Annotated in this window: 27 protein-coding genes; 8 read left to right on the top strand and 19 right to left on the bottom strand. The window is 71.0% G+C overall.

Annotated features, from left to right (window positions below):
• Window positions 1-43 precede the first annotated feature (43 nt).
• A complete protein-coding gene (locus ASF96_RS04215; RefSeq protein ID WP_055936202.1) occupies window positions 44-757 on the top strand; it encodes an MBL fold metallo-hydrolase in 714 nt (237 codons plus the stop codon).
• A 104-nt stretch (window positions 758-861) separates the two neighbouring features.
• Here ASF96_RS04215 and ASF96_RS04210 read toward each other — a convergent pair whose 3' ends face one another.
• The 7 genes from ASF96_RS04210 to guaB form a co-directional block, all read right to left on the bottom strand.
• Window positions 862-2229: a glycosyltransferase gene (locus ASF96_RS04210; RefSeq protein ID WP_055936199.1), complete on the bottom strand. Its 1368-nt coding sequence runs from the start codon at window positions 2227-2229 to the stop codon at window positions 862-864.
• Window positions 2230-2300: 71 nt separating this feature from the next.
• Window positions 2301-3881 carry a glutamine-hydrolyzing GMP synthase gene (guaA, locus tag ASF96_RS04205; protein WP_055936197.1) on the bottom strand — a complete coding sequence of 527 codons (1581 nt, stop codon included), beginning with the start codon at window positions 3879-3881 and terminating at the stop codon, window positions 2301-2303.
• The gene (locus tag ASF96_RS04200; protein WP_055834000.1) at window positions 3878-4399 is read right to left on the bottom strand and encodes a DUF3817 domain-containing protein; all 522 of its coding nucleotides are present in this window, start codon (window positions 4397-4399) and stop codon (window positions 3878-3880) included. Before ASF96_RS04200 ends, guaA begins: the two co-directional genes overlap by 4 nt.
• A gap of 10 nt (window positions 4400-4409) precedes the next feature.
• Window positions 4410-5279, bottom strand: a complete 870-nt coding sequence (locus tag ASF96_RS04195; protein WP_055936194.1) for an SURF1 family protein — start codon at window positions 5277-5279, stop codon at window positions 4410-4412.
• Window positions 5280-5291: 12 nt separating this feature from the next.
• Complete coding sequence (locus ASF96_RS04190) at window positions 5292-6407, bottom strand: GuaB3 family IMP dehydrogenase-related protein (protein ID WP_055833994.1); 1116 nt, start codon at window positions 6405-6407, stop codon at window positions 5292-5294.
• Between the two features lie 15 nt (window positions 6408-6422).
• Complete coding sequence (locus ASF96_RS04185) at window positions 6423-7103, bottom strand: TMEM175 family protein (protein ID WP_055835854.1); 681 nt, start codon at window positions 7101-7103, stop codon at window positions 6423-6425.
• A gap of 74 nt (window positions 7104-7177) precedes the next feature.
• Window positions 7178-8680 carry an IMP dehydrogenase gene (guaB, locus tag ASF96_RS04180; protein WP_055833991.1) on the bottom strand — a complete coding sequence of 501 codons (1503 nt, stop codon included), beginning with the start codon at window positions 8678-8680 and terminating at the stop codon, window positions 7178-7180.
• Between the two features lie 300 nt (window positions 8681-8980).
• Between guaB and ASF96_RS04175 the strand changes: the two genes are divergently transcribed.
• From ASF96_RS04175 to ASF96_RS04155, 5 genes are all read left to right on the top strand, one after another.
• Window positions 8981-10279: a branched-chain amino acid ABC transporter permease gene (locus tag ASF96_RS04175; protein WP_055936192.1), complete on the top strand. Its 1299-nt coding sequence runs from the start codon at window positions 8981-8983 to the stop codon at window positions 10277-10279.
• Window positions 10280-10290: 11 nt separating this feature from the next.
• Complete coding sequence (locus tag ASF96_RS04170) at window positions 10291-11271, top strand: branched-chain amino acid ABC transporter permease (RefSeq protein WP_055936190.1); 981 nt, start codon at window positions 10291-10293, stop codon at window positions 11269-11271.
• Window positions 11264-12196, top strand: coding sequence for an ABC transporter ATP-binding protein (locus ASF96_RS04165; protein WP_055833982.1), 933 nt, complete (start codon window positions 11264-11266; stop codon window positions 12194-12196). Before ASF96_RS04170 ends, ASF96_RS04165 begins: the two co-directional genes overlap by 8 nt.
• Window positions 12196-12978 (top strand): ABC transporter ATP-binding protein, encoded by a 783-nt coding sequence (locus tag ASF96_RS04160; protein ID WP_055833979.1) that lies wholly within the window; start codon window positions 12196-12198, stop codon window positions 12976-12978. The genes ASF96_RS04165 and ASF96_RS04160 overlap by 1 nt, the downstream gene beginning before the upstream one ends.
• Before the next feature lie 104 nt (window positions 12979-13082).
• On the top strand, window positions 13083-13820 hold the full coding sequence (locus tag ASF96_RS04155) for a hypothetical protein (RefSeq protein ID WP_156458718.1): 738 nt from the start codon (window positions 13083-13085) through the stop codon (window positions 13818-13820).
• 168 nt (window positions 13821-13988) lie between these two features.
• On the opposite strand, the gene ASF96_RS04150 is transcribed toward ASF96_RS04155, so the two are convergent.
• From ASF96_RS04150 to groES, 3 genes are all read right to left on the bottom strand, one after another.
• Window positions 13989-15272: an ABC transporter substrate-binding protein gene (locus ASF96_RS04150; RefSeq protein ID WP_055936183.1), complete on the bottom strand. Its 1284-nt coding sequence runs from the start codon at window positions 15270-15272 to the stop codon at window positions 13989-13991.
• 205 nt (window positions 15273-15477) lie between these two features.
• On the bottom strand, window positions 15478-16419 hold the full coding sequence (rarD, locus tag ASF96_RS04145) for an EamA family transporter RarD (RefSeq protein ID WP_055936180.1): 942 nt from the start codon (window positions 16417-16419) through the stop codon (window positions 15478-15480).
• Between the two features lie 140 nt (window positions 16420-16559).
• Entirely contained in the window at window positions 16560-16856 is a 297-nt protein-coding gene (gene groES / locus ASF96_RS04140) for a co-chaperone GroES (RefSeq protein ID WP_039394204.1), read from the bottom strand.
• Window positions 16857-16985: 129 nt separating this feature from the next.
• Between groES and ASF96_RS04135 the strand changes: the two genes are divergently transcribed.
• Window positions 16986-18173 (top strand): class I SAM-dependent methyltransferase, encoded by a 1188-nt coding sequence (locus ASF96_RS04135; protein ID WP_055936178.1) that lies wholly within the window; start codon window positions 16986-16988, stop codon window positions 18171-18173.
• A gap of 9 nt (window positions 18174-18182) precedes the next feature.
• On the opposite strand, the gene ASF96_RS04130 is transcribed toward ASF96_RS04135, so the two are convergent.
• The 4 genes from ASF96_RS04130 to tsaB are packed head-to-tail and all read right to left on the bottom strand — an operon-like array spanning window position 18183 to window position 20951.
• Complete coding sequence (locus ASF96_RS04130) at window positions 18183-18629, bottom strand: hypothetical protein (RefSeq protein WP_055936175.1); 447 nt, start codon at window positions 18627-18629, stop codon at window positions 18183-18185.
• Complete coding sequence (tsaD, locus tag ASF96_RS04125) at window positions 18626-19726, bottom strand: tRNA (adenosine(37)-N6)-threonylcarbamoyltransferase complex transferase subunit TsaD (RefSeq protein ID WP_055936172.1); 1101 nt, start codon at window positions 19724-19726, stop codon at window positions 18626-18628. The genes ASF96_RS04130 and tsaD overlap by 4 nt, the downstream gene beginning before the upstream one ends.
• The gene (gene rimI / locus ASF96_RS04120; RefSeq protein WP_055936169.1) at window positions 19726-20319 is read right to left on the bottom strand and encodes a ribosomal protein S18-alanine N-acetyltransferase; all 594 of its coding nucleotides are present in this window, start codon (window positions 20317-20319) and stop codon (window positions 19726-19728) included. Before rimI ends, tsaD begins: the two co-directional genes overlap by 1 nt.
• The gene (gene tsaB, locus ASF96_RS04115) at window positions 20319-20951 is read right to left on the bottom strand and encodes a tRNA (adenosine(37)-N6)-threonylcarbamoyltransferase complex dimerization subunit type 1 TsaB (RefSeq protein WP_055936166.1); all 633 of its coding nucleotides are present in this window, start codon (window positions 20949-20951) and stop codon (window positions 20319-20321) included. The genes rimI and tsaB overlap by 1 nt, the downstream gene beginning before the upstream one ends.
• A 65-nt stretch (window positions 20952-21016) precedes the next feature.
• Between tsaB and ASF96_RS04110 the strand changes: the two genes are divergently transcribed.
• A complete protein-coding gene (locus tag ASF96_RS04110) occupies window positions 21017-21937 on the top strand; it encodes an alpha/beta fold hydrolase (protein ID WP_055936163.1) in 921 nt (306 codons plus the stop codon).
• A gap of 36 nt (window positions 21938-21973) precedes the next feature.
• On the opposite strand, the gene ASF96_RS04105 is transcribed toward ASF96_RS04110, so the two are convergent.
• Genes ASF96_RS04105 through ASF96_RS17340 form a run of 5 tightly spaced genes read right to left on the bottom strand, consistent with a single transcriptional unit; the run spans window position 21974 to window position 25647 of the window.
• Window positions 21974-22894 carry a sensor histidine kinase gene (locus ASF96_RS04105; protein WP_055936160.1) on the bottom strand — a complete coding sequence of 307 codons (921 nt, stop codon included), beginning with the start codon at window positions 22892-22894 and terminating at the stop codon, window positions 21974-21976.
• A complete protein-coding gene (locus ASF96_RS04100; protein WP_055936157.1) occupies window positions 22891-23610 on the bottom strand; it encodes a response regulator transcription factor in 720 nt (239 codons plus the stop codon). Before ASF96_RS04100 ends, ASF96_RS04105 begins: the two co-directional genes overlap by 4 nt.
• Window positions 23607-23885 (bottom strand): DUF4190 domain-containing protein, encoded by a 279-nt coding sequence (locus tag ASF96_RS04095; protein ID WP_055936153.1) that lies wholly within the window; start codon window positions 23883-23885, stop codon window positions 23607-23609. Before ASF96_RS04095 ends, ASF96_RS04100 begins: the two co-directional genes overlap by 4 nt.
• Window positions 23882-24412, bottom strand: coding sequence for a DUF3060 domain-containing protein (locus ASF96_RS04090; protein WP_055936150.1), 531 nt, complete (start codon window positions 24410-24412; stop codon window positions 23882-23884). Before ASF96_RS04090 ends, ASF96_RS04095 begins: the two co-directional genes overlap by 4 nt.
• Before the next feature lie 2 nt (window positions 24413-24414).
• Window positions 24415-25647 (bottom strand): OmpA family protein, encoded by a 1233-nt coding sequence (locus ASF96_RS17340; RefSeq protein ID WP_082509275.1) that lies wholly within the window; start codon window positions 25645-25647, stop codon window positions 24415-24417.
• Between the last annotated feature and the right edge of the window lie 48 nt (window positions 25648-25695).

Raw genomic sequence — 25695 nt, 5'->3', positions numbered from 1 at the left:
AGCTATCATGGCTAATGTTCGTAGCCATCCAGGAAGGCCCCTCATGAGACTCGCCCCGTCGCTCCACCGCATCGGCAACGACATCGTCGCCTCGTACCTCATCGTCACCCCCGAGGGCATCACCCTCGTCGACGCCGGACTCCCCGGCATGCACGCCGATCTGCTTCGAGAACTGGATGCCATCGGCCGCACCCCTGACGACATCCGCGGCGTCGTGCTCACCCACGGCGACAGCGACCACGTGGGCTTCGCCGAGCGCCTGCGCCGCGAGAACGGCGTCCCCGTCTTCGTGCACTCCGCCGACGCCGACCGCGCCCGAGGGGGCTCCAAGCCCAAAACAGCCATGGGCCCGATGCGTCTCGGCCCGCTGCTGAGCTTCGCCGCCTACGGGATCCGCAAGGGCGTGCGCCCTCAGTGGCTGACCGAGGTGAACGAGGTGTCCGACGGCGACGTGCTCGAGCTTCCGGGCAGCCCCCGCGTGGTCGGCATGCCGGGGCACTCCCCGGGGAGCATCGCCGTGCACTCCCCCGCCGTGCGCGCGGTGTTCGTCGGCGATGCGCTCACCACGCGCCACGTGCTCACCGGTCGCATGGGCGCCGCCCCCGCACCGTTCACCGACGACCCCGCCGAGGCGATGGCCTCCCTCGACCGCATCGCCGGACTGGATGCCGAATGGGTCCTGCCCGGGCACGGTCCCGCCTTCCACGGCTCACCGGCCGCCGCCGCCGCCGCCGTGAGGGCTGCCGCGCGCGGCTGAGCGGGGCCCGCGGGGTTCGCGCGCGATGGTGGCTCCGCCCCCGCCGGGGCTGAGGGTCCGAGCGAGGGACGCCGCCCCGCCGCAGCGCCCCGCCCCCGCCGGGCTCAGCGCCGCCGATCGCGCGACAGCGCCTCTGCGCACGCCGCGGCCAGCGTCTGCATCGCCCGCGCGGGACTCAGCGTCGTCGCCGCATCGAGGGCCTCGGTCGAGAGGCGTTCGCGGAGCGCGGCATCCGTCAGCACGCGCCGCAGCGCGTCGACGAGCGCGTCTTCGTCGCCGTCGGGCACCAGGATGCCGCCTCCCCCGGCCAGCATGTCGCGCGGGCCGTAGCGGATGTCGTAGGCGACCACCGGGGTGCCGTGCGCGAGGGCCTCGGCCAGCGCCAGCCCTTGGCCCTCGAAGGCCGAGGTCGTGAGGTACACCGCGGCCCGATCGAGCACCGCGCCGGGATCGGTGGTGAGCCCGGGGAGCGTCACGACCTGGTCGAGGCCGAGCTCGGCGACGAGGGCTTCGAGGTCGGCGCGCTGCGCCCCTTCTCCCCACAGTTCCAGACGCGCACCGGGCACCTCGGCCGAGACGCGCGCGAATGCGCGGATCGCGCGCCCGAGCCGCTTACCGGGCGCGAGGCGACCGAGCACGACCACCCGGCCCGCGTCGCGATCGGCCGAGGGGACGCTGACCTCAGGACCCATCACGGCGTGCGGGGCGACGAGGTCGTGGGACAACGGGCCGAAGCGGTCGCGCACGTCGCACCGCTGGTAGTCCGTCGGCCAGAGCACCGCGTCGAAGCGCGGGGCGACGCGGAACCATCGCGTCCACAGCGCGTTGAGGTCGGAGTCCTCCCGGTACGGCGGTTCGAGATGGATGGTGTGCACGGTGTGCACGATCCGCGCGCGGTCGTCGCCCCAGCCCACGATGAGCTCGCCGAGCTGACGCGACTCGCAGATGACGACGATGGGGCGGTCGTTCTCGGCGCGCAGGCCCGACGCGAGCGAGGTCAGCCACGCGCGGTACAGGGCGCCGAATCCGTCGATGACCCCGACGGGCTCGCCCGCGGCATCCCGGATCACGATGGGTGCGGTGGTGAGGTGCCAATCGGGGTCGGCGACCTGGGGCAGCTCGATGGCTCCCCCGGCGACGCTCCGGTACTCGAACGCCGGGTCGGCCTCACCCTGGCGTGCCGCCTGCCGCACCCACGCGGCCGCTCCTCCGTCGGGTGCCACGGCCTCGTCGAAGAGGTTCCGGAACATGCCCGATGCCGCCGCCACCCCGCGCTCGACGAAGGTCGCCCGATGCGCCGCGTGCGCGTCGGCCGTGCCGGGGTCGACCGTCAGCAGCAGCGGAGCTGCTCCCGCCTCGGCCATCTGCCCCGCGCGCGCGAGGGTGGAGATCGTGTACCCCCCGTCGAGATCGGGGATGAGCCGACTCGACAGGATGAGGTACCACGCGTCGGGGAAGTCACCGAAAGTCACGCCCCCATCCTCCCCCACGCGCCGCCGATTCCCCGGCCGGCACCGCAGCGGGGTCAGGAGTCAGCCTAAGCTCACTCCCACTCGATCGTCCCCGGCGGCTTCGACGTCACGTCGAGCACGACACGGTTGACGTCGCGCACCTCGTTGGTGATGCGGTTGCTGATCTTCGACAGCACGTCGTACGGCAGCCGCGTCCAGTCGGCGGTCATGGCGTCTTCGCTCGAGACGGGCCGCAGCACGATCGGGTGACCGTAGGTGCGACCGTCGCCCTGCACGCCGACCGAGCGCACGTCGGCGAGGAGCACGACGGGGCACTGCCAGATCTCGTCGTCGAGACCGGCCTTGGTCAGCTCGGCGCGGGCGATGGCGTCGGCCGCACGCAGGATCTCGAGACGGTCAGCGGTGACCTCGCCCACGATGCGGATGCCAAGACCGGGCCCCGGAAAGGGTTGACGGCCGACGATGGCCTCGGGAAGCCCGAGTTCGCGGCCGATCGCGCGCACCTCGTCTTTGAACAGGGTGCGCAGCGGCTCGACGAGCTCGAACTGCAGGTCTTCGGGAAGACCGCCGACGTTGTGGTGGCTCTTGATGTTGGCCGTGCCCGCACCGCCGCCCGACTCCACGACGTCGGGGTAGAGCGTTCCCTGCACGAGGAAGCGCACCTGCTCCCCCTCGGCCGCGGCTTCGGCGACGAGGTCGGCCTGCACCTTCTCGAACGCGCGGATGAACTCGCGGCCGATGATCTTGCGCTTCTGCTCGGGGTCGCTGACACCGGCGAGGGCGTCGAGGAACGTCTCGCGCGCGTCGACGGTGATGAGGCGGACGCCGGTCGAGGCGACGTAGTCGTTCTCGACCTGCTCGCGCTCACCCTGGCGGAGGAGTCCGTGGTCGACGAACACGGCGATGAGCTGGTCGCCGACGGCCTCGTGCACGAGGGCGGTCGAGACGGCCGAGTCGACGCCGCCGGAGAGGGCCGAGATGACGCGGCCGGTGCCGACCTGCTGGCGGATGCGCTCCACCTGCTCGGCGATGACGTTGCCGCTGTTCCAGTCCGCGGGGAGTCCCGCGGCCTTGTGCAGGAAGTTCTCGATCACGCGCTGTCCGTGGTCGGAGTGCTTGACCTCGGGGTGCCACTGCACGCCGTACATGCGACGGGCGTCGTTCGCGAAGGCCGCGACGGGGGTGTGCGCGGTGCGGGCGAGCACCTCGAAGCCCTCGGGTGCGCGCGAGACCTGGTCGCCGTGGCTCATCCAGACGTTCTGCTCGGCGGGCTGCCCCTCGAGCAGCGTGCCCTCGGTCACGACGGTGGCGTCGGTCGCGCCGTACTCCCGGAGCCCGGTGTTGGCGACCTCGCCGCCGAGGGCTTTCGCCATGACCTGGAAGCCGTAGCAGATACCCAGCGTCGGCACGTCGAGGTCGAAGACGTCCTCGTCGAGGCGGGGGGCGCCTTCTTCGTACACCGACGACGGGCCACCCGACAGGATGATGCCGACGGGATTCTTCGCGGCGATGTCGGCGGCGGTCGCGGTGTGCGGCACGATCTCGCTGTACACGCCCGCTTCGCGGACGCGACGGGCGATGAGCTGCGCGTACTGGGCGCCGAAGTCGACGACGAGGACGGGGCGCTGGGACGTTTCGGTCTGTTCGGTCACCGCTGGCCTTCCGGGGCAGAGACGGGAGCGGATGCCAGGGCGGCCTCGCGCTCGGCGAGATAGGCGCGCACGCCGTGGGCGGTGCGCACCTCGAGGATGAAGGAGAGGAACGGCACCACGCCACCGAGGGCGAGGAACACGAACCGACGGAACGGCCAGCGCATGAGGCTCCACACGCGGAAGCACGAGATCAGGTACACGACGTAGAACCAGCCGTGCGCGACGAGGATCGCGAGAGAGACGTTGACGCCGTCACCCGTGGAGAGGATGCTGCACTCGTTGGTCCAGGGCACGAAGAGCGAGAACCACTGGCAATCGGGGCCGGGGATGGCATCCGCGAACCACAGGAAGCCACCCGATCCGCCGAGGAACAGCTCCATGTGCAGGGGCGTGTACTTCAGGATCATCTCGGCGACCAGCAGCAGCAGGCCGATACCGGTGATGACCGAGCAGATCTGGTAGAACTTCAGGGCTCCGCGAATCGCCGGGAACGAGGCGAGCTTCGGGGCACGGGGCATGGATGCCAGTCTAGTCGCGGGTTGCCGAGGCCCCCGCCGTGAGCGCGTCGGCGTACTCGTCTTCGAGGTCTTCGACCTCTTTCTCCCACGCGTCACGTGCGAGGCGGTACCAGAGGTACAGCGCGAAGCCGGCGAAGATCGCCCACTCCGCCGCGTAGAAGATGTTCAGCCAGTTCACTCTCGAACCCTCGTCGGGCGCCGGTGACGAGATCGGCTCGAGGGGCCCGATGACGCTCTGCGAGGCGATGTACTGGCGGTACACCCGCAGGTCGTCGACGTCGTGCCACCGGCCGAGGAGCATCGCCGGGGACATGCGGGTGAGGGTCTGGGTGTCAGCCCCCCGGGGCGGAACGGACGGGCCTTCGTCGGAGATGAGACGACCCGTGACCTCGACGGTCGCGGTGGGGTCGGCGTCGACGGCGGCCTGGAGCTCCTCGACAGCGGCGTCGGCCTGCTCGCGCGAGGCGGTCCAGCCCGTGGCGACGGCGACCGACGTGGGCTCAGCGGTACCCGTGATGCGCAGCTGGCCCGTGACCCAGTACCCCTCGACGTCGTCGTTGAAACGAGACGACACGACGATGAAGTCGGATGCCACCCACTGGCCGCTCACCTCGACGCGCTGCCCGACCTGCGGCTCGGGCAGGTACGCGCCGGGCTGCACGACGTCGGCGAGCGGCTGGACGTTCTCGGTCAGGCCGGGCTCGGGCGGCGAGGTATCGATCGCGCGGCCCAGCTGCCACTGCCCCAGCCACGCGAGGGCACCGGCGACGACGAGCGAGAACGCCAGCAGCGCGATCCACCGGGGTCGCAGCATGACTTCCCGCAGGGTGGGCGGGAAGATCTGCGGCGGCTCCGGTCGGGTCGCGGGGGTGACGGTCACTCGGTCTCCGTATCAGTGCCCGTAGGGGGCGACGACGACCTCGACCCGCTGGAACTCCTTGAGGTCGGAGTACCCGGTGGTCGCCATCGACTTCTTCAGGGCTCCGATGAGGTTCGCGGTGCCGTCGGCGACGGGCGCCGGCCCGAAGAGCACCTGCTCGAGCGGTCCGACGCGGTCGACCGCAACGCGGTGGCCGCGCGGCAGCTTGGGGTGGTGCGCTTCGGGACCCCAGTGGAATCCGCGGCCCGGGGCGTCGGTGGCGCGGGCGAGCGCCACGCCGAGCATGACCGCATCGGCACCCATGGCGAGGGCCTTCACGATGTCGCCCGAGGTGCCCACGCCTCCGTCGGCGATGACGTGCACGTAGCGTCCGCCCGACTCGTCGAGGTAGTCGCGGCGGGCGCCGGCGACGTCGGCGACGGCGGTGGCCATCGGCGCGTGCAGGCCGAGCGTGGCGCGGGTGGTCGAGGCGGCACCGCCGCCGAAGCCGACGAGGACGCCCGCGGCGCCCGTGCGCATGAGGTGCAGCGCCGCCGTGTAGGTGGCCGCTCCGCCGACGATGACGGGGACGTCGAGGTCGTAGATGAACTTCTTGAGGTTCAGCGGCTCGACGCCGCTCGAGACGTGCTCGGCCGAGACCGTGGTGCCGCGGATGACGAACAGGTCGACGCCCGCGGCGACGACGGTCTCGTACAGGTCGTGCGTGCGCTGCGGGGTGAGGGCGCCGGCGACGGTGACCCCCGCGGCGCGCACCTCGGCGAGGCGGTCGCGCACCAGCTCGGGCTTGATGGGCTCGGCGTACAGCTGCTGCATGCGCCGGGTGGCGTCGGCATCGGCCAGCGTCGCGATCTCGGCCAGCAGGGGCTCGGGGTCGTCGTAGCGCGTCCAGAGGCCTTCGAGGTCGAGCACGCCGAGGCCGCCGAGACGACCGAGCTCGATGGCGGTGCGCGGGCTCACCACGGAGTCCATCGGCGCACCGAGCACGGGGATCTCGAACGGGAACGCGTCGATGGTCCACGCCGTCGAGACGTCTTCGGGGTTGCGCGTGCGCCGCGACGGCACGACGGCGATGTCGTCGAAGGTGTAGGCGCGGCGGGCGCGCTTGGCGCGGCCGAGGTCGATCTCCATGGTCACCCCTCCAGCCTACCCGCGCCCTTCGACATCGCCGCCGGGGTCGGGAGCGCGGGCGGCATCGGCGGGCGCGGCGAGGTCGTTGCCACCGCGGAGGATTCGCGTGAGGAGTCCGTCGAAGAGGAACACCAGGAACGCCATCGACCCGATCACCGGGCTCAGCGCCATCGCGACGAGACCCAGCACCACGGCGCTGAATCCCGCACGCCCCATGCGACGGGCGTCGTCGCGCGAGAGGTCGGGGATCGCACCGGACCGCGCCGCCCACACCCACTGGATCCAGCCGAGCAGGATCGCGAGGAAGAAGTTGACGGGCAGCAGCACGCGCCCCAGGAGCAGATCGTCGTAGGTGGTGTTGAGCGACGAGGTGAAAGGCACCAGGACCACGAGCAGCAGGCGGAAGCTGTTGATCCACATGCCGAGCGCGTCGATCCGCGCGATGTACTCGAACTGCCGCACGTGCGTCATCCACATGAGGCACAGGAGCAGAAAACTGATGACGAACGAGAAGACGGGGTGCGCGAGACCCACGAGACCGGCCGCGAGGTCGTCGTTCGTACGGATCGTCCCCAGCGACTGATCGGTGAGGCCCAGCACGAGCAGGGTCGCGGCGATCGCGAACACGCCATCGGTGAACGCCTCGGTCCGCCGCGCCGAGAGCGACGCCTCGGGGTGGCTCCTGCGTCGGATCATGCGCACAGCGTAGTCGCGGGAGCGGAACGACGAGGGGCCGGGCAGTCGCCTGCCCGGCCCCTCGTCAAGCCGCGTTACTTCTTGTAGTTCGGCGCCTCGACGACGATCTGCACGTCGTGCGGGTGCGATTCCTTCAGACCCGCCGACGTGATGCGCACGAAGCGTCCCTTGCTCTTGAGCTCCTCGACGGTGCGGGCGCCGACGTAGAACATCGACTGACGCAGGCCGCCGATGAGCTGGTACGCCACCGCGGCGACGGGGCCGCGGTAGGGGACCTGGCCCTCGATGCCCTCGGGGATGAGCTTGTCGTCGCTGGGCACGTCGGCCTGGAAGTAGCGGTCTTTCGAGTACGACGTCTTCTTGCCGCGGGTCTGCAGCGCACCGAGCGAGCCCATGCCGCGGTACTGCTTGAACTGCTTGCCGCCCTGGAAGACGATCTCGCCCGGCGACTCGTCGGTGCCGGCGAGGAGCGAACCGAGCATGACCGTGTCGGCACCGGCGACGAGCGCCTTGGCGATGTCACCCGAGTACTGCAGACCACCGTCGGCGATGACCGGCACGCCCGCGGGGATCGCGGCCTGTGCGGCCTCGTAGATCGCGGTGACCTGCGGCACGCCCACGCCGGCCACGACGCGGGTGGTGCAGATCGACCCCGGTCCGACGCCGACCTTCACGGCATCCACTCCCGCGTCGATGAGCGCCTGAGCACCCTCGCGCGTCGCGACGTTCCCGCCGATGACGTCGATGTGGGCGAACGACGCGTCGGCCTTGAGGCGCGTGACGATGTCGATGACGCCGGCCGACTGGCCGTTGGCGGTGTCGACGACGAGGACGTCGACACCGGCGTCGCGCAGCGCCTCGGCGCGCTGCCAGGCGTCGCCGAAGAAACCGATGGCGGCGCCGACGCGCAGCCGACCCTGGTCGTCCTTGGTGGCGAGGGGGTACTTCTCGCTCTTGTCGAAGTCCTTGATGGTGATGAGGCCGGCGAGCTTTCCGTCTTCGTCGACGAGGGGGAGCTTCTCGACCCGGTGCTTCGCGAAGGTCGCGATGACGTCGTTGGCGTGGATGCCGACGTGGCCCGTGATGAGCCCGTCTTTGGTCATCACGTCCTTCACCAGCGTCGTCTGACGCTCGAAGCCGGAGACGAAACGCATATCGCGGTTGGTGATGATGCCCACGAGCACGCCGTCGGGGTCGACCACGGGCAGACCCGAGATGCGGTACTGGGCGCACATCGCGTCGACCTCGGCCACCGTGGCATCCGGGGTCGTGGTGATGGGGTTCGAGACCATGCCCGACTCGCTGCGCTTGACCTGGTCGACGATCGACGACTGGTCCTCGATCGAGAGGTTGCGGTGCACGATGCCGATGCCGCCCTGCCGGGCGATCGCGATGGCCATGCGGGCCTCGGTGACGGTGTCCATCGCACTGGAGAGCAGAGGCGTCGCCACGGTGATGCGACGGGTGAGACGCGACGACGTATCGGCCTCGCTCGGGATGACGTCGGTGTGCCCGGGAAGGAGCAACACGTCGTCATAGGTCAGTCCGATGAAACCGAAGGGGTCGTGCTGCTCCATGGATCCTCCTGCGCGCGCGGCGCCTGTTCGAAAAAAGGACGACGTCGGCCGGGGCGCGCGAGGCGCTCCGCCCGTAATTCTAAGCGTCGGGACCCTGGGAATTGTTCCCGTGCAGGTGGCCGCGACGCGCAATCCTCATGACACGGTTCGCTAACGACGCGGTCGGCGAAACACCCTCGACACATTACGCTCGTAGCGTCGACCGTCGAAGCTGACGGACGACTTCGTCAGCGCTGCCGAACTGGAGACTCCGTGGGTCATTCCTCCCCCACCGCGACACGATCGCGATCCCTATCCCGCATGGCTGCCGTCGTCTCGCTCCTCGCGAGTGCGATAGCCGTCCTGAGCCTGCTCTTCGCGTCACCTGCGAGCGCAGCCGTCACCACCGCACCAACACCCGCCGCCACGACCGGAACGGGCGACGTCTCATCGCAGTACACGATCGGCGGCATCATCCGCGCCGAGGATGAACCGCTCGAGGGCGTCGAGATCTCGGTCGAGGGCTCCGGCTTCTCGGAGGTCGGTACGACCGGTGCCGACGGTCGCTGGTCGGTCGCGGTTCCCGGGCCCGGCAGCTACACCGCCGAGCTCCAGGTCGACACGCTGCCCGACGGTGTCGCACCCCGCGACCCCGACAACGTCACGCGTGACGTCACGGTGGGAACGACGAACACGGTCAACGTGCTCTTCCCCACCGGTGAGGGAACGGCGGCGAGCGGCTCGATCTGGGACACGTTGTTCTCGCGCTTCTTCTACGGCCTCAACTTCGGCCTGCTGCTCGCCCTGGCCGCCATCGGCATCTCGCTGATCTTCGGCACGACAGGCGTCAACAACTTCGCGCACGGCGAGATGCTCACCTTCGGCGCGATCATCTTCTACATGTTCACGGCCATGGGCTGGAACATCATCCTGGCGGTGCTGCTCACCGTGGCGCTCTCGGTCGCGCTGGGCTGGACACAGGATGCCGTCCTGTTCAAACCTCTGCGCAAACGAGGGGTGGGGCTGGTCCAAGTGCTGATCGTCACGATCGGTCTGTCGATCGTGCTGCGCTACCTGTACCTCTACTTCTTCGACGGCGGCACGCGCAACATCGACACCGGCATCACCGACAACGTCACGATCGGCCCGGTGACGGTCACGCTCACCTCGATCATCAGCATGGGCGTCAGCGTCGTCATGCTCGGCGCGGTGGCCTACTTCCTGACCCGCACCCGCATCGGCAAGGCCACCCGCGCCGTCAGCGACAACGCGTCGCTCGCCGCGGCGTCCGGCATCAACGTCGACCGCGTCATCCGCATCGTCTGGATGCTGGCCGGTGGCCTGACGGGCCTCTCGGGCGTCCTCTACGGCCTGTACCGCGGCGTCACCTGGGACATGGGCTTCGCGATCCTGCTGCTGCTGTTCGCCGCCGTCACCCTCGGCGGCCTGGGCAGTGCCTTCGGCGCCCTGGTCGGTTCGCTGATCATCGGCATCATCACGGAACTGTCCACCATCGTCATCCCACCCGACCTCCGGTACGCGGTGGCCCTGGTCGTGCTCATCGGCGTGCTGCTCTTCCGGCCGCAAGGTGTGCTCGGTCGTAAAGAGCGGATCGGTTGAGGAACGACGACATGGACTGGCTTTCAATCTTCAACAACGCCGCAGGCGAGCTCATCAGCCCGACCACCGCGGCCTACGCCCTCGCCGCGATCGGCCTGAGCGTCCACTTCGGCTACGCAGGTCTGCTGAACTTCGGACAGGCGGGCTTCATGGCCGTCGGCGCGTACGCCTTCGCGATCGCGACGCTGTCGTTCTCGGCCCCCGTGTGGCTCGCGATCCTGGTCGCGATCGTCGCGTCGGTGCTGTTCGCGTTCCTTCTCGGCATCCCGACCCTGCGACTGCGCGCCGACTATCTCGCGATCGTCACCATCGCGGCCGCCGAAATCGTGCGCTACGTCGTCTCGACCGTCGGCCTGACCAACGTCACGGGCGGCTCGCAGGGCCTCAACGGGTACAACCGCGAGTTCCAGGCGCTGAACCCGCTGCCGGCCGGTACCTACGGCATCGGGCCGTGGACCTACTCGGCGAACGACTGGTGGGTCCGCATCTTCGGCTGGGGACTCGTCATCATCGCGACCCTGCTCGTCTACGTGCTCATGCGCAGCCCCTGGGGCCGTGTGGTCAAGGGCATCCGTGAAGACGAAGACGCCGTGCGCAGCCTCGGCAAGAACGTCTACTCGTACAAGATGCAGGCGCTGGTGCTCGGCGGTGTCATGGGCGGCCTCGCGGGAGTGATCTTCATCCTCCCCCGCGCCGTGCAGCCCGGAAACTACGGCACCGCGCTCACCTTCTTCGTCTGGACCGCACTGCTGCTCGGTGGCGCCGCCACCCTGCTCGGACCGATCGTGGGAGCAGCCCTGTTCTGGGTGCTGCTGTCGCTGTCGAACGGCATCATCGTGGGGCTCCGCGATGTCGGCATCCTGGGCTTCATGTCCACCACCCAGGCGGGCCAGGTGCGCTTCATCCTCGTCGGCATCGGGCTGATGCTCCTCGTGATCTTCCGACCACAGGGCATCTTCGGCAACAAGAAGGAGCTGTCGTTCAATGTCTGACACCACCGTCACCCATCCGCTCGTCAAGGGCGAGGTCGGACCCGGCTGCGCCAAGGTCGACCCGATCGTCGTCGCCGACGGCGTCACCCGCCAGTTCGGCGGCCTGAAAGCCGTCGACGTCGAGCACCTCGAGATCCCCCGCGGGCAGATCACCGCGCTGATCGGCCCCAACGGTGCCGGCAAGACCACTCTGTTCAACCTGCTGACGGGCTTCGACAAGCCCAACACCGGCCGGTGGAGCTTCGAGGGGTCGAACCTGGCCGGGGTGCCCGCGTTCAAGGTCTCGCGGCAGGGCATGGTGCGCACGTTCCAGCTCACCAAGTCGCTCGGGCGCCTCTCGGTGCTGCAGAACATGCTGCTGGGCGCCCGTGGGCAGAAGGGCGAGAACATCTTCCGCGCCCTGATCCCCTCGATCTGGCGCTCGCAAGAGAAGGCCAACACCGAACGGGCCGACGACCTGCTGCGCCGCTTCAAGCTCGACGCCAAGCGCGAGGACTTCGCCGCGTCGCTCTCGGGCGGCCAGCGCAAGCTCCTCGAGATGGCCCGCGCGCTCATGAGCGACCCCAAGCTCGTCATGCTCGACGAGCCCATGGCGGGCGTCAACCCGGCGCTCACGCAGAGCCTGCTGGGCCACATCCTCAACCTCAAGAGCGAGGGGATGAGCGTGCTGTTCGTCGAGCACGACATGCACATGGTGCGTCACATCTCGGACTGGGTCATCGTCATGGCGGAGGGTCGCGTGGTGGCCGAGGGGCCGCCCGAGACCGTCATGACCGACCAGGCCGTCATCGACGCCTACCTGGGCGCGCACCACGACACCGATCTCGGCGACATGACCACGTCGCAGCTCGAGACCATCCAAGCCGAAGCCGCCGCCGAGGCGGAGGCGGAGCTCATCGCCGACGAGAAGGACGGGAAGCTCTGATGTCCGACACCGCAACTGCCACGCGCACCGCGGTGCTGCGCACCGACGACCTGGTCGCCGGGTACCTGCCCGGGGTCAACATCCTCAACGGCTGCACGGTCGACGCCTACCAGGGCGACCTGATCGGCATCATCGGCCCGAACGGCGCCGGCAAGTCGACGCTGCTGAAGGCCATCTTCGGCCAGGTGAAGATCCGTGGCGGCTCCGTGCTGCTGAACGGCGAAGACATCACCACGCTGAAGGCCGACAAGCTCGTGGGCAAGGGCGTCGGGATGGTGCCGCAGAACAACAACGTGTTCCCGAGCCTGTCGATCGAAGAGAACCTGCAGATGGGTCTCTTCCAACGTCCCAAGGCCTTCGCGGAGCGCTTCGAATTCGTCACGGGGCTCTTCCCCGAACTCGGCAAGCGTCGCCGCCAGCGGGCGGGGTCGCTGTCGGGCGGTGAGCGGCAGATGGTCGCCATGGGCCGCGCGCTCATGATGGACCCGTCGGTGCTGCTGCTCGACGAGCCCTCGGCAGGCCTGTCGCCCGTGCGTCAGGACGAGACGTTCCTGCGCGTCGCCGAGATCAACCGCGCCGGCGTGACCATCATCATGGTCGAGCAGAACGCCCGCCGCTGCCTGCAGATCTGCCACCGGGCCTACGTGCTCGACCAGGGCAAGGACGCGTACACCGGCACCGGCCGCGAGCTGCTCACCGATCCCCGCGTCATCGAGCTGTACCTCGGAACGCTGGCCGCCGACGAGGACGCCAAGCGCGACCACCAGGAGCCCCCGGCCTGATCCCACGTCGATACACCGCGAGCGCGGCGCTCACCCTGGTGGGCGTCGCGCTCGCGGCATGCGCGGGCGCACCTCCCGCGCCTCCCCCGCTATCTGTCACGCTCGTGCAGCAGCGGGGCGACATCGTCTCGGGGCGCGTGCAGCTCCGCGTCACGAACACCTCGGATGCCGCGGTCACCGTGACCTCGGCGGTGCTGCGCTCGCCCCTGCTCGCCGCGACGGGCGGCGGAGACACGAAACGCCCCGAGACGCTGCAGCCGGGGCGCACGATCGATCTTCCCGTCGCACTCCCCGATTCGCGCTGCGATCCGGAGGCCGCCGACGCCGGCCCGCGAGCCGTGCTCGGCGTGAGCGACGACCGGGGAACGCTCGAGCAGACCGTGGCGGTCGACGACGCCCTCGGGGTGCTCCCCCGCCTGAGCGCGACGCAATGCGACCGCGAGGCCTTGGCATCCGTCGCCCGCGTCTCGGCCACCGCGGTGTCGGTGTCCGGCGACGGGACCGCCGCTCTGCTGCTGTCGATCGAGCCGACCCCGGATGCCACGGCGGGCAGCGTCGAGCTCGTCTCCCTGCGCGGGACCCCGCTGCTGCGCTTCCCGCAGGGCACGGAGGCGCCTCTCGGCCTCACCGTCGCCGCCGGCGACGCCCCCACCACCATCGCGGTGCCGGTCACGCCGATCCGCTGCGACGCCCACGCCATCGCCGAAGACAAGGTGGGCACCCTGTTCGACCTCGTCGCGCGGGTCGACGGCCGGGACGTCGTCGTTCCGCTCGACCGGCCGCAGGCGGTCGCCGATGCCCTGCTCGCCTTCACCGCCTCCGTCTGCGGCCTGACCCCCTGACGCCGGGGCCGAGGCCGCGGAGGGCTGCCGCCGGCCGCGCCGAGCCCTCCGAGGCCCCGAGAGCCTGTGGCACGCCGGGACGCGGATGCCGGCGCGGCACCGATCCAGCCCGCACGAACGCCGAAGGGCCCGGATCCTGGCGGATCCGGGCCCTCGTGCGGTGTCAGGTCACTCGTTGAGCGAGCCGAACTCCGTGTTCAGCAGGGTGTACTTGTTGTCGGCACCGTACTGGTAGATGCCGATGTACGCCTCGGTCGGGTCACCGTTCTCGTCGAAGGTGATCGGGCCGGAGACGCCGTCGTAGTCGACGTCCGTGCCCTCGTTGATGAGCGCGAGGCAGTCGGCGAACGTCGTGCACTTCTCGCCCCCCTCGGAGACGGACTGCATGTTGTCGCGGATGGCCGTACCCGAGTCGTCCTTCGCCTGCGCCGCAGCGAGGGCGGCGACGATGACGGCGTCGTAGGACTCCGGCGCGTAGCTGAAGTCGGTGAGGGCGGGGTCGACCTCTTTCAGGCGCGACTGGAACGACGTGTCGGCCGGGTTGCCGGGGAGCGTTCCCTTGGCGCCCTGCAGCGTGCCGGCGGCGAACTCGTACGAGTTCGACAGGTTGCCGTCGACGAAGTAGACCTTCGACGCCGGGAAGCCCTGCGTGCTGACGAGCTGCGGGATGATCGACGACGTCTCTTCGAACGCGATGATCGCGACGGCGTCGGGCTGCGACGCGAGCACCTGGTCGACCTGCGACGTGAAGACCGTGTCACCCGGGTTGTAGGGAACTGCGACCGAGACCTCGCCACCGGCGGCCTCGATGGCCTTGGTCGCGTTGTCCTTGAGGCCGATGCCGTAGGGGTCGTTGATGTAGATGACGCCGACGTTGGCCGCGCCGTCACCGACCATCAGGTTGCCGAGCACGCGGCCCTGCAGCACGTCGGACGGGGCGGTACGCCAGTAGTACCCGTCGTCGGCGTAGGTGGTGAAGTCCGGCGAGGTGTTCGCCGGCGAGATCTGCACGACGCCCGCGTCGACCAGCTGGTCGACGAAGGTGAAGGACACGCCCGACGAAGCCGCACCGATGACGACATCGGCGCCGGCGTCGACGAGCTCGGTGGCCGACTGGGTCGCGATGTCGGTCGTGGTGTCACCCGAGTCGCGCTCGGTCAGTTCGGTCGTGAACGGGAACGCGTCGCCGGTGGCTTCGATGTCCTGGATCGCGAGCTTGACACCCGCGACCTCGGGCGGGCCGAGGAAGGCGAGGTTACCCGTGGCCGGGAGGATGGTGCCGACGTGGAAAGTCCCGTCTTTGGTGGACACGGCGCCGCCGCCGGATGATGCACTGGGGGCAGCGGCGTCGTTGCCGCCACCGGCGCAACCGGCGAGGACGAGCGCGCTGGCACCGATCAGGGCGATGCCGCCGATGACCTTGCCAGTGCGCGTACGTGTGATGACGCTCATAGTGCTCCTTGCTGTGAATGAACGTTGGGCAGCCCACGAGGACCGCCTGGTGTCCTAAACCTAAGCCGCCGCGCGTTTTCTGCGTGTTGCCGTTCGTTAACGATGTGAGTCGTCGCGATCACGGCCGCATAACGGTTTCACACGGCGTCGTCACGGTGCACTAGGAGATATGTCGGCAGGGACGACAAACGCATGATCTGGCCGGTCAGACGGGCTCCGCCACGTCGACGACGACGCGGCGCTGTCGGCGCGACGCGACGACCGAATCGACGCTCAGCATGATCAACGCCACCCAGACCAGGGCGAAACCGATCCACCGCTCGAGGGTCATGGCCTCGCCGAGCACCCACACCCCGATTGCGAACTGGATGATCGGCGCCACGAACTGCAGCAACCCGATGACCGTGAGGGGCACGCGACGGGCGCCCGAGGCGAACAGCAGCAGCGGCACGGCCGTGACCGCCCCCGCAGCCAACAGCAGCACCGTGTGCAGCGTGCCCGCCGTGCCGAGGGTGAGACCGCCGAACGCCGCGACGACGGCCAGCTGCACACCGGCGACGGGCAGCAGCCACATCGACTCCAGCGTCAGGCCGCTCACCGCATCGACCGAGGGCCCGATCTGCTTCTTGACCAGACCGTAGAAGCCGAACGAGAAGGCCAGCGTCAGCGCGATCCACGGGAAGGTGCCGTAGCCCACCACGATGACGACGACCGCGGCGACGGCGATGCCGATCGCGATCCACGGCAGCACCCGCAGTCGCTCGCGCAGCACCAGCACCCCCAGTAACACCGTCACGATCGGGTTGATGAAGTAGCCGAGGCTCGTCTCGATGACGTGGTTCGTGAGGGCACCGTAGAGGTACGTCTGCCAGTTGACGTAGATGAGCACGCCGGCCACCGCGGTGAGCGCCATGAGCCGCGGTTGCCGCACGATCGCCAGGAACGGGCGCCAGGCGCGCAGCACGGTGAGCAGCACCAGGCAGAAGACGAAGGCGAGAAGGATCCGCCACGCCACGACCTCGAACGGGCCGGTGGGCTTGAGCTGCAGGAAGTAGAGCGGCAGGACGCCCCACAACAGGTAGGCACCGAGGGCGTAGAGGGCACCGCGGGTACTGCCGCCGGAGACAGGAGGGGCGGCGGGGGTCACCGATTCAGCCTACGCGCGGGGCGACGCCGCGGGCCGCCGTTCCCCACCACTTTCCTGCCACCTCGCGACGCCGGGGGGTGAGGGAACGACGAAGGCCCCGGATGCCGGAGCATGCGGGGCCTTCGTGCAGGACTGCGCGATCAGCGGACGACGACCGCCAGCACGTCGCGAGCCGAGAGCACCAGGTACTCGTCGGCGCCGAACTTGACCTCGGTGCCGCCGTACTTGCTGTAGAGCACGCGGTCGCCGACGGCGACGTCGAGGGGGACGCGGTTGCCGTTGTCGTCGATACGGCCGGGTCCGACGGCGACGACCTCGCCCTCCTGCGGCTTCTCTTTGGCGGTGTCAGGGATGACGAGACCACTCGCGGTGGTCTGCTCAGCCTCGACCTGCTTGATGACGATGCGGTCCTCGAGCGGCTTGATGGAAACCGACACGGTCTACCTCTTTCTCGTTACAGAAGACTTGTCAGCACTCACACGGGGAGAGTGCTAATTCGAGTCTAGGGAAGCACTGGCACTCACGCAACGCGAGTGCCAACACAATCGCCCGCTTAGGCTGAATCGGTGGATACCCGCGAGCTCACCGCCCTGCTGACGCCCGACGGCCTCCGCCTGCTCGACGAGGTGGGCGGCATCGAGTCCACCGACGACGCGGCCCGAGCCGTCTCTCGACTCCGCGCGGCCGGGCACTCCCCCGATCTCGTGTCGGCCGTCGTCGGTCAGGCACGTCTGCGGGTGCGCGGAGCGGCCAAGTTCGGCCCGTTCGCCGAGCGCATGCTCTTCACCCGCGCCGGCCTCGAGCAGGCGACGCGCCTGTCGATCGCCGCCCGCCACGCCGGACGCTTCCGCGCCGCCGGTCTCGACCGCGTCGCCGACCTCGGCTGCGGCATCGGCGGCGACGCCCTCGGACTGGCGGGGCTCGGCATCCGGGTGCACGCCGTCGACGCCGACGAGGTGACGGCCGCGATCGCCGCGTACAACCTCGCCCCCTTCGGTGAGACCGTGACCGTCGCGCACGGCCGCGCCGAAGACACCGACCTCGATCAGACGGATGCCGTCTGGCTCGACCCGGCGCGCCGCACGGCCGGGCACTCCGAAACGCGGCAGGTGTCGTCGAGCGAATGGTCGCCCTCGCTCGAGTGGGTCTTCGCTCTGCTCGAGAGCACGCCCGGGGGTGTGAAGCTCGGCCCGGGCTTCGATCGCGGGCGGATTCCCGACGACGTCGAAGCGCAGTGGATCAGCGCCGACGGGTCGACCATCGAACTGGTGCTGTGGTCGGGAGTGCTGGCCCGCGAGAACGTGCGTCGTGCGGCCCTCGTCGTGCGCGGCACCGACGCCTGGGAGCTCACCGCCCCCGCCGACTCCCCCGACGTCGAGCAGCGCGAGCTGGGTGCCTTCGTGCACGAACCCGACGGGGCGATCATCCGCGCCCGGCTGATCGGCGAGGTCGCCCGCGCGCTGCAGGCGGGCATGCTCGCGCCCGGCATCGCCTACCTCACGTCGGACGCCGCCCTCACGAGTCCGTTCGTATCGTCGTTCCGCGTGCGGGAAGAACTCCCGGCCGACCCGAAGAAGCTCGCCCAGGCCCTGCGTGCGCGCGGCATCGGCACCCTGGAGATCAAGAAGCGCGGCGTCGACGTCGACCCCGCCGTGCTGCGCAAGAAGCTGTCGCTGCGCGGCGACGAGTCGGCGACCCTGCTGCTCACCCGCATCGGCTCGAAGCGCCTCGCGCTGCTGGCCGATCGGGTGTGAGCCCGGTCGTCACACGACGGCGAGCTGCGAGAACCCCCAGATCAACCACCCGGCGCTGAACGCCACCGACGTCAGCGCGAGCGCGAGCGCCCACGCGGCGACGCGACGACTGTCGTGCGCGCGGCGCAACGACACGATGGCGATGATCGCCGCGAGCGCTCCGAGAGGGAGGAGCCAGCCGGTGAACAGAGCCGCCCCGAGGGCGAGGATCGAGACGCCGAGGGACCACGGCGCCAGGGACCGCGGGGTGGGCGGCGCCGGCGGGACGTAGGGGATGACGTGATCGCCGAAGGCAGCCATCTCGAGCTGCGCCGTGGGCAGGCGCTCCGGGTCGCCGTCGTCGTCGCGCCGAGCGGACGCCGCCGCCTGGGTGATGGCGGCGCGCAGGTCGTCGGCGGGCTCGACGCTCTCGGCGACCTTGCGCGCGCGCCGCGTCGGCGGAGCCGCCTCGCTCATGCGACGCGTCCGGAGTCCGGCCCGGGGGCCTCGGCATCGGGATCCTCGGCGACCTGAATCTCGGTCACCGGCAGGGTGGAGTCGGCGCCGAACGCCAGGGTCGAGGGCCGGCGCCCCGACGAGATGAGCTCTGCGGCGAGGGCGGCGATCATCGCGCCGTTGTCGGTGCACAGGCTCAGCGGCGGGATGCGCACGGCCACACCCGCCGCCGCCGCGCGCTCGAGGGCGACGTCGCGCAGGCGCTTGTTGGCGATGACCCCGCCGCCCAGCAGCAGGCGCGGGACGTCGTGGCGCGCACACGCGTCGAGGGCCTTGGTCACGAGCACGTCGACGACGGCTTCGCGGAACGACGCCGCGACGTCGGCGACGGGCACCGGCTGCCCCGCTGCCTCGTGCTGCTCGACCCAGCGGGCAACGGCGGTCTTGAGGCCCGAGAACGAGAAGTCGTAGCGGTGGGATGCCATGTCGGAGGCGCGCGACATGCCCCGCGGGAACCGGATCGCGGTGGGATCGCCCGAGGCTGCCGCCCTGTCGATCTCGGGGCCGCCGGGGTAGGGCAGCTTCAGCAGTCGGGCGACCTTGTCGAACGCCTCGCCCGCGGCGTCGTCCATGGTCTCGCCGAGCAGTTCGACGTCGCCGGTGAGGTCGCGCACGAGCAGCAGCGAGGTGTGCCCCCCGCTGACGAGCAGGGCGACGGTGGGGTATTCGAGTTCGGCGGCGTCGTCGTCGAGGATGTCGGCAGCGATGTGACCGACCAGGTGGTTCACGGCGTAGAGCGGCTTGTCGAGGGCGACGGCGAGGCCCTTCGCGGCCCCCACCCCGACCATCAGCGCACCCGCGAGGCCGGGACCGCTCGTGACGGCGATGGCGTCGAGCTCGGCGAGCGTCACGCCCGCCTCGGCGAGCGCGGCGTCGATCGAGGGCTGCAGTGCCTCGAGGTGCGCGCGGGCGGCGACCTCGGGGACGACGCCGCCGTAGCGGGCGTGCTCGTCCATGCTCGAGGCGATGGTGTTGCTCAGCAGCGTGCGACCGCGGACGATGCCGATGCCGGTCTCGTCGCAGCTGGTCTCGATGCCGAGTACGAGGGGCGCGTCCATCAGCACCAGCCCTTTCCGGTGGCGGGGGGAGCGGGGGTTCCGGCTCCGTCGGCGGGCTCGGGCGCCGGGGTGGCCGAGACGGCGGCGGATCGACCGGACCCTCCGTCGGGCTCACCGCCGCCGGTCTCGGCGCGGCGGGCGGCCCACCCGCGCAGATCGAGCTGCATCACGAGGGCGTCGACGTCGTCGGGCTGGTAGTAGCGCGGACGCCGGCCGACCTCGGCGAAACCCTCCGAGGCGTACAGGGTCTGGGCGACGGGGTTGTCGGCGCGCACCTCGAGGAACACCTCGTGCACGTCCCGCCGCACGGCCTCGTCGAGCAGCGCCGTCAACAGGGCCCGGCCGCGACCTCGGCCCCGCGCCGTCTCGGCGATCGTGATGGTCTGGATATCGGCATCCCGCGCGCCCCGCGCGGCGCGCAGACCGGCGTAGCCGACGAGCCGACCGGCCTCTTCGACGACGACGTACCACCCGTGCGGCGAGACGAGCTCCTCGCGCATCATGGCGGGACTCCACGCGTCGGTGGGGAACGACGCGTGCTCCAGCGCCATGATCGCGTCGAGGTCGGCCGGGGTGGCGGCGCGGGTGGGCATCAGCTCACCCGCTTGGGCGCGTGGGCGGCGACGACGTCGGGGCTGCGCAGGTACAGCGGCTCGCCGTCGGCGAGGGTGCGGCCGGCATCGAGCGCCCGCGCGGCGGCGAGCGCGATCATGGCGGCCGACACCGCGGTGGCGTCGTAACGGCGCGCGCCGGCGGCGGCGAGGCGTTCGTCGAGCCCGGCGCGCGGGCTGAGAGCGGCATCCGTGACGCGCACCGGCAGCCCGTCGTCGTCGAGGCCGTCGTAGATGCTGAAGGCGAACTCCTTGCGGCGCGCGTCGGTCACCACGGCGAAGCGGCCGGTGTCGGTGCCCGTGAGGGCGTCGGTCAGCAGAACGCCCAGCGCGACGCCGTCGTGGCTGGGGACGGGGACGGCGGGGATCCCGCGCCCCAACGCATACGTCCGCGCGGTCGCGATGCCCACGCGCAAGCCCGTGAAGGGGCCGGGACCCATGCCGATGGCGACGTGCGTCGGCGCGGGGGCGACCGCACTGGCCCGCCGTAAGAGGTCGCCGATGACCTCGGCGTGTCCGAGCGGATTGCTGCTCTGCTCGTCGACGAGCACCTCGCCGTCGCGCGAGATCGCGGCCACGGCGGTGCCGAGCGAGGTGTCGATGCCGAGAATCACCGTTCCAGCGTATCCGGCACCTCCCCTGTGCCATCCGACTTCGTGGTCTGCTCCGAAGAGAGGGCATGGATGCCATCGGCCTCGGCCTGCGCCGCGTCGTCGTCCCCACGGGGGTGGGGCCGATCGTGGCGCACGCCGGGCGTGGTTCGGGCAGTCCGGTCGCGACCGTGCTGCTGCACGGTGCCGCCGGATCGTGGCGCAACTGGGAGCCGATGATCGCGGCCTCCGATGCTCTCGGACTCCCGCTGTCGGATATCGTCGCGCTCGACCTGCCCGGCTGGGGCGAGTCACCGGGGCCCGTCCCCGACCCGGCCGAGTTGGCGGTCGCCATCGCGGCGGTGGCCCGCGCGCTGGGGTATCCCCGTTGGCGGGTGGTCGGGCACTCGCTCGGCGGGGTGATCGCCCTCGACATCGCCGCACGCTTCCCGCGCGAGACGGTGGCCGTCGGTGTCGTGTCGCCCAGCGGGGCGGGCGCACGCGCGGTGACGCGGCGCCCCGTCTCCGGCGCCGTCCGGCTCCCCTGGCTGGCCGGCATGGTGGTCGCGATGCGGGTGCTGCGAGGTCTCGGGCCGCTCGCTGGGCCCCTGCTGCGCCTGCTCCGCCGCACGGGGGCGCTGCGAACGCTGTCGCGGCCGCTGTTCCGGCATCCGGAGCACGTCGACCGCGAAGTCACCGATGCCCTGGCGACCGAGATCCGCCCCGCGGCCTTCCTCGCCGCCGCGCGCCTGTCGCGCACCCACGACGACGGGGTGTGGCGCCGCATCGCGTGCCCCGTGAGGTCGGTGCGCGGATCGCACGACGTCTTCGTCGCCGCGCGCGATGCGCGCACCTGGGGGCGACTGATGCGCGACTACGACGACCGTGTGCTCGATGACAGCGGGCACTTCGCCCACGTCGAGCAGCCCGTCCTCACCCTGCGCGCCCTGCGCGAGGTGTGGGCCGCCGACCGCGCTCCGGCGCGACGCCGCTCCGACGCGCGCGCCTGAGCCTGGTCGGCGGATGGGCGAGGGGTCGCACCGCCGCTATCGCGCGATCGGCAATCGCAGCGTGACGACGGTTCCGGCTCCCTCTCGCGAGCGCAGGTCGACATCGCCCCCGTGACGGCGCAGGATCGTGCGCACCAGCGACAGGCCGATCCCCGATCCGGCGACGTCGCGGGCGTTGGCCGCCCGGGCGAGGTCGTCGAAGACGTGCTCCTGCGCGTCGGCCGGGATTCCGCGACCCGTGTCGGCCACCTCGACCACCACCGCGCCGGCGTCTTCGCGCAGGCGGACCTCGATCGGTCCGTCGGTCGAGAACTTCACGGCATTGGCGAGCACGTTGTCGAACGCGAGGGCGAGAAGGTCGGGATCGGCCGGCAGGGGCGGCACGGCCCACGGCACCCGCTCGGCGACGATGCGGATGCGCCCCCGCGTCTCGAGACGCTGGTCGTGCACGGCGTCGACGGCATCGCGCACGAGCATCTCGAGGTCGACCGGCTCGGTCTCGAGCGGGCGGGTCTCGATCTCGGCCAGTTTGCGCAGATCGCCGACGAGGGCCGCGAGTCGCCGCGCCTGCCCGTCGATCACGGCCACGTGAGCGGGCGCGGTGGCGGGATCGACGCCGGCGAGGGTGGCGCGGATGGCCGTGATGGGGTTCTTCAGCTCGTGGTCGAGGCGGGCGAGGAACCGGCGGTGCTCCTCACGCTCGGTGGCCCGGCCCGCCGCCCACGCCTCGGCGCTCTGACGCGCGCGCGACGCGGCGACGCGCCGACGCCGCGCGCCGATGAGCAGCACGACACCGATCACGGCCGAGACCACGACACCGAGCAGCAGGACCACCGCCGGAAGGGCGGTCGCCACCGTCACGACCCGTCGCTCACCCGCCCAGGCCATCACTCCCGCGGTGAGGGCAGCGAGGAGCACGGGCGCGCAGACGGCACCGATCCGCACCGCGCGGCTCACGGGGTCACCACCGCGTGCACGAAGCGGTACCCCGCGTTCTGCACCGTCTCGATGAAGCGCGGAGCGCCGGGGTCGTCGTCGAGCACGCGGCGCAACTCGGCGACCCGGTGGTCGACGGCGCGCGTGCTCGTGGCGACCTCGAACCCCCACAACGCCGAGAGCAGCCGGTCGCGCGTGTGCACCTCGCCGGGGTGGGTCATGAGGTAGTCCAGCAGCATCACGGCCTTGGGGGTGAGCGAGAGCTCCGCCCCGCCCAACCACACCCGCCGAGCGGACCGGTCGAGATCGAGCGCACCCGCGCGCACCCGCGACGACGCGCTCAGGGGACGCTCGCCGGGAACCGTGCGCCGCAGCACGGCGCGCACGCGCGAGAGCAGCTCCTGGGGATCGAAGGGCTTGTTGAGGTAGTCGTCGGCCCCCTCGTCGAGGGCGGCGCTGCGCTCGTACGACTCCCCCACCTGCGTCAGCAGGATGATCGGCAGCCAGCGCCCCTCGGCACGAACGCGTCGCACGAACGCGCGTCCGTCGACCCGCGGCATGATGACATCGCACACCGCGAGCGAGACATCGGCATCCGCCAGCAGGTCCAGCGCCTCCTGCCCGTCGGCGGCGACGATCACCCGGTACCCGCTGCGTTCGAGGAACGCGCCCAGGCCCGCGCGGATGGTCTCGTCATCGTCGACGAGCAGGATGCCGGGACGCTCGTCGCCCGTCATGAGGTACGCGTCGCCAGCAGAGGGATGCCGACCGACACGGCGACGACGAAGACGACGCCGATCACCGCGGCGGCGATGGCCAGGTACCCCAGCACGAGTCCCGCGATCGCGAGGGCATCGCCGCCGTCGCCGGTGCGGCGGATCTGCGACAGCGCGATGTGGCCGAAGATCACCGGCAGCAGACCGAAGCCGCAGAGGCCCAGCACGAGGGCGGCGATCGCCAGGCCGTTCGTGCGACGCGCGGGCGGCGCCCATGCGGCCTGCGGGGCGCTCATCGCTCGTCCCGCAGCACGGTCGTCGCGACGCCGGTGTCGTCGACCCGCGGCGCGCTGCCGCGCCAGACGACCGTGTTCACGTCTCCGCTGACGGAGAGGTCGGTCAGGGCCTTCGCGTACACGACCAACCCGTCACCCGTGACGGTGAGCGTCGACACGTCGTCGAGGATCACGACCGCCGCGAAGCCCGACACGGTGACGTCGTCGCAGGCCCCCTCGACCCGCACGACCCTGCCGTCGTCGGGGATGACGAGACCGGGAGTGCACGCGATGGTCGAGTCGGCCAGGGCGATCGCTTCGTCGCGGGTGCGCAGGTTCGAGGTGGTGTCGACGCCGGCGCTCGGGGCCGTCGACGTCGGGGCGGCGGGCTGTGCCGTGGGAGCGGGCGCCGCGGGCGCGGCGGAGGTCGCCGTCGGCACGGGCGTCGAGGTCACGGCATCCTGGCCCTCGTCGACGCGGATAGAGCAGCCGGCGAGCATCCCGGCGACGAGCCCCGCGGCGAGCAGGGAGAGGGCGGTTCTGCGCATGTTCAGCCTCCGAATGAGGGGACGAGGATCTCGACCCGGCGATTGAGTTGCCGACCCGCGGGGTTGTCGACCCCGTCGAGCTCGTTGGCGGCGACCGGACGCGTCTCACCGTAGCCCTCGGCCGTCCAGGCCACGGGCGTGGCGCGTTCGGTCAAGGCGGCGACGACTGCTTGCGCGCGCCGCTCCGACAGGTCCTGGTTCTCGGCGTCGGTGCCGATGGCATCCGTGTACCCCGAGACGGTCGCCGCCGGCACCCGGCCGTCGATCAGCACGGCCGCGAGCGCGTCGAGCACGGCGGCGGCATCGGCGCGCAACTCGGCCGAGTCGAAGTCGAACAGCACGGCGTCCGAGAGCGTCAGGGTCGTGCCGCAGCTCGCGACCGGGGCGAGGGCCGCCAGAGGCGGGAACACACCCAACCGCGGCACCGGGGGCAGCGGGTCGACCGTCACGGGCTCACCGTCGACGCGGCCGGTGCCGTCGCCGAAGTTCTGCACCGTGAGGGTGCCGTCGGTGTACGTCCCCGCCCCGTCGCCGAAGTTCTGGATCGCGACCTCGCCCGACCGGTACGTCCCCGACCCGTCGCCGAAGTTCTGGATGCTCTCGTCGCCGTGCGTGGACGTTCCTGACCCGTCGCCGAAGATCTGCACCTGGCGCGACGCGTCGACGTACGTGCCCGAACCGTCGCCGAAGTTCTGGATCGCGACCTCGCCCGACCGGTACGTCCCCGACCCGTCACCGAAGTTCTGGATCTCGACACCGTCGATCGTCGTGGTCCCCGAGCCGTCGCCGAAGTTCTGGACGGTTCCGTCGGCGCCGGTGTACGAGCCGGAACCGTCGCCGTAGAACAAGGCCGTGCCGGCCGACGTGGACACCTGGCCGGGGGTCCCGCACGCCGCGGAGGCCACCGTCACCCCCGGCGCACTCGACAGCGTCGACGCCGCCGAGATCGTGAACGCCGACGCCGAGCCGCTCAGCAGCGAAAGGTCGGGCAGCACGAACAGGGGCACGGGCGGGATCTCGCCGACGTCGTAGCCGGGCACGCGAGCGGCTGAGGCCGCGGCCGCCGTCGGCGTGGGCACGGGGGCGTCGGCGGCCGCCGACGACCTCGCGGTCGAGGGCACCGGCTCCGAGACGCAGCCGGCCAGGCTCATCACGACGACGGAGGCCGAGACGACCGCGGCCAGGCGAACCGCCGTGGGGCGGAGCACGGCGGGGCGGCGAGGGGATCGACTCATGGCATCCACCGTATTGAAGCGCCGCGCCGCCGTGGTCGCGGGGGTGTC

The sequence above is a fragment of the Microbacterium sp. Leaf179 genome (genome assembly GCF_001423785.1).
GTDB lineage: Bacteria > Actinomycetota > Actinomycetes > Actinomycetales > Microbacteriaceae > Microbacterium.
This window is presented reverse-complemented; position numbering and strand designations above follow the sequence as displayed.